Raw genomic sequence first — 658 nt, 5'->3', positions numbered from 1 at the left:
AGAGCAGGGCGACACCATGCGACAAAAACGTCTGGAACGTTTTTGAACAGCTTTAGCTGGCCGCGCAGCGGCGAACCCCAGGCAAGGGGTGAGCAAAGTAGTACAGTGAGGCCGGAAATACGGCAAGCCAACAGTTTGGCTTGGCGCCGGCTGAACGCCCTGAGCTCTGCGAAGGGCATGAAGGCACCTCATTCAATAGAAAAGCCCTACTCGCAAGAGTGGGGCTTTTTTATTGGTTGAAATATCTTGAGGCGGTGTACTGCTCGAGCCGGGCGACACCATGCGACAAAAACGTCTGGAACGTTTTTGGACAGCTTTAGCTGGCCGCGCAGCGGCGAACCCCAGGGGAGGGGTGAGCAAAGTAGTACAGTGAAGCCGGAAATACGGTAAGCCAATAGTTTGGTTTGACGCCGGCTGAACGCCCTGAGCTCTGCGAAGGGCATGAAGGCACCTCATTCAAGCAAAAGGCTTATCCTAACGGGTAAGCCTTTTTGCGTTGAAGCGCCTCGCGGCGCACACTCACGCATGCCAGCCGCAGCGCTGCGCTGGTGGCATTGAGCAGGCCATTCTTGGCCTGCATCGCTTCGCGACCTGCCTGCGGCAGTCCAAATTCGTTCCTGACGAATTTGTCGCCATGTGATTTGGTACTTGAGGATAG

General features: G+C 55.9%; 1 protein-coding gene. It reads right to left on the bottom strand.

All coding sequences use genetic code 11. The features are described from left to right. Positions 1 to 469: 469 nt before the first annotated feature. Positions 470 to 658 (bottom strand): hypothetical protein (locus JAO78_RS16645; protein WP_226752484.1); only part of this gene is annotated, 189 nt, incomplete at its 5' end.

It is taken from the genome of Alishewanella maricola, assembly GCF_016343785.1.
GTDB lineage: Bacteria > Pseudomonadota > Gammaproteobacteria > Enterobacterales > Alteromonadaceae > Alishewanella > Alishewanella maricola.
The sequence above is the reverse complement of the archived record's forward strand: the minus strand, read 5'-3'. Positions and strand labels throughout refer to the sequence as shown.